A 2817-nucleotide genomic window follows, 5' to 3' on the forward strand; every position below is an offset into this window, starting at 1 on the left:
AGGAGAAACTGCCGCTTTATCTGGGGTTCTTTGAGTTCGTACACAATGCCCGTAAGCGAGGAAAGGCACTGCTGGGCAACCTATTGGAGACCTTGTTGAACTAGCTCCCCAAAATCCGTATTGAGCCGAGTGGGAATTTCACCAGGCCGTGCTGGCGATGAAAGAATGCGTGCGCGGCCAGTTTGGCTCCGACAGCAACGAAGCCCAGGCGATCGGCCTCAAGAAAAAATCTGAGCGCAAACGCCCCAAGCGCCAGGCCGCCTAACCATAAACTTTCCCCTGATGCTCGACCGCCCCAGATATCTCTGGGGCGTTTTTTGTGGCCATCCTCGGGCTACAGTTCCGGCATCTGCCAGTGAGGATTGATTAGGCTGGTCATTACGTGGTCTTGCCACTGACCGTTGATAAATAGGTAGTCGCGGGCAATGCCTTCGATTTGAAAGCCCAGGCGTTTGAGTACGTTGGCGCTGCGATGGTTGTGGGGTAGGTAACTAGCCATTATTCTGTGCAGGTTTAGCTCATCAAAAGCGTAGGCAATCAGCCGCTGGCCCGCTTCGGTCATGTAGCCCTGGCCCTGATGTTGCGCCGAGAGGCCGTACCCGAGCGTGGCCCCGTAGAGCGCTCCCCGCACAATTGTGTTGAGGTTAATGGTGCCAATTAATGGCTTGGGCTCAGCCTGAAGAAATATCAGCAATTTGACCGCACAACCATTGCGAAAGTCACTCTCCCTAGACGCCAGCACAGTTTGCCAAAATTCAGGGGTGTAGAAGTTCGTCGGGCGCTGAGGCTCAAAGGGTTCTAGATAGGCGCGGTTGAGCTGATAGTACTCCACGATGGTCGAAATATCGTCTGGTATGCCCAGGCGCAGCAACAGTCGTTCGGTTTTTAACTCTGGCCGTCTTGTCACCATCGCTGCCCATAGTAGTGGCCTACCCAGGTTTGAATTAAGCAAAGACAATCCATCTTGTGGTGAGGAGGGCATTGTTTATGGTGCCATAAGGGAATGTGGATGGGTAGATGAGTGGATGGGTGGGTGAGTGAGGAGATGAGCAGTTTCGGGATAGTATAAGGTCTGCAAAATCGAGGATTAGAGAGCGTATGGCACGCCTGGCACTGTTGAGCGTATCCGATAAAACCGGGCTGGTCGAGTTGGCCAAAACCCTGGTCGAAGAGTTTGGCTTTGACCTGATTAGCAGCGGCGGTACGGCGAAGGCGATCGCAGCAGCCAATCTCCCCGTCACCAAAGTATCGGACTACACCGGCTCGCCCGAAATCCTAGGCGGGCGGGTGAAGACGCTGCACCCCAAGATCCACGGCGGCATTTTGGCGCGGCAAGACCTGCCAGAAGACCAGAAAGATTTGGCCGACAACGGCATTCGCCCGCTGGATTTGGTAGTGGTGAACCTCTACCCCTTTGAGCAGACGATCGCAAAAGCAGACGTGACGATGGCCGATGCGATTGAGAACATCGATATCGGTGGGCCAGCTATGCTGCGGGCGGCGGCCAAAAACCATGCCCACCTCACGGTACTGTGCAGCGCTGAGCAGTATAGACCGTACCTAGACGCGCTGCGAGCCAGCGAAGGCCAAGTTCCCTTAGCCTTTCGGCAAGCCTGTGCGAGGGCGGCGTTTTGGCATACGGCCAGCTACGACCAGGCGATCGCCACCTACCTCACTGACACCGCCAGCGAAGCCGATGCCCTGCCCCAGCAGTGGGCGCTGACGGGTCGCCAGCAGGCCACCCTGCGCTACGGCGAAAACCCGCATCAGACAGCGGCGTGGTACAGAACCGGATCAGTCCCCATCGGCTGGGCCGGGGCAGAGCAGCTTCAGGGCAAAGAACTTAGCTACAACAACCTGGTCGATCTCGAAGCGGCGCGGCGGATTATTGCGGAGTTCCCGAGCGATCGCCCTGCTGCTGCCGTGCTCAAGCACACCAACCCCTGCGGTGTAGCGATGGGCGACACGTTAGCTAGCGCCTACCGCCGCGCCTACGATGCCGACGATGTTTCAGCCTTTGGCGGCATTGTAGTGCTGAATCGCGCCATTGATGCAGATACAGCTCAGCAGCTGACAGGTACGTTTTTAGAGTGCATCGTCGCGCCGGGGTGCGATGCCGCTGCCCAAGACATTTTGGCCAAAAAGCAAAACCTGCGGGTGCTGGTGCTGGAGGACTTGTTGACTGGGCCAAAGCAGGGGGTAACTGCGATCGCAGGCGGCTTCCTTCTACAGGCCCCCGATACCTACCGCGACGACCCCGCCACCTGGCAAATCGTTACAGAAGCGCAGCCCAGCGATGCCGAGCTAGCCGAAATGCTGTTTGCCTGGCGCGTAGTCAAGCATGTGAAATCGAATGCGATTGTGGTGACTCACCAGCAGCAGACCCTCGGCATTGGGGCCGGGCAAATGAACCGGGTCGGCTCGGTCAGCATCGCCCTGGCCCAAGCCGGGGAAAAAGCCCAGGGAGCCGTTCTCGCCAGCGACGGCTTCTTTCCCTTCGACGATTCGGTGCGCACCGCAGCAGCAGCAGGCATTCGTGCCCTGGTGCAGCCCGGTGGCAGCCGCCGCGACGACGACTCGATCAAAGCCGCCAACGAACTGGGCCTGATCATGGCCATGACCGGCGTGCGGCATTTCTTGCACTAGGAGATTCTCAAGCGGTGCATCGCTCGGCGGATGCACTCTACTGTTGCTACATCCACCTTGGCTACCCCCAGTTTGGCTGGGCAAACGCCGTTTGCTCCTACGCAAGCCGCCTGTTTGGAATCAGGGATTTGCGTAGTACCTCATCCACCCATCCACCCATCCACCCATCCC

General features: G+C 58.0%; 2 protein-coding genes and 1 pseudogene. 2 read left to right on the plus strand and 1 reads right to left on the minus strand.

What is annotated here, in order from left to right:
* A pseudogene (locus IQ273_RS36240) lies at nucleotides 1-104 on the plus strand (DDE transposase); the annotation flags it as partial.
* Between the two features lie 230 nt (nucleotides 105-334).
* Here IQ273_RS36240 and IQ273_RS32245 read toward each other — a convergent pair.
* Nucleotides 335-910 (minus strand): GNAT family N-acetyltransferase, encoded by a 576-nt coding sequence (locus IQ273_RS32245; RefSeq protein ID WP_194027161.1) that lies wholly within the window; start codon nucleotides 908-910, stop codon nucleotides 335-337.
* A gap of 188 nt (nucleotides 911-1098) precedes the next feature.
* On the opposite strand from IQ273_RS32245, the gene purH reads away from it, so the two are divergent.
* Nucleotides 1099-2646, plus strand: a complete 1548-nt coding sequence (gene purH / locus IQ273_RS32250) for a bifunctional phosphoribosylaminoimidazolecarboxamide formyltransferase/IMP cyclohydrolase (protein WP_194027162.1) — start codon at nucleotides 1099-1101, stop codon at nucleotides 2644-2646.
* Nucleotides 2647-2817: the final 171 nt, after the last annotated feature.

The organism is Nodosilinea sp. LEGE 07298 (genome assembly GCF_015207265.1).
Classification (GTDB): Bacteria; Cyanobacteriota; Cyanobacteriia; order Phormidesmidales; family Phormidesmidaceae; genus Nodosilinea.

Excerpts from the sequence above, each read along its gene's own strand:
- IQ273_RS32245 (WP_194027161.1), bottom strand. The coding sequence starts at position 910 with ATGGTGACAAGACGGCCAGAGTTAAAAACCGAACGACTGTTGCTGCGC.
- purH (WP_194027162.1), top strand. The coding sequence starts at position 1,099 with ATGGCACGCCTGGCACTGTTGAGCGTATCCGATAAAACCGGGCTGGTC.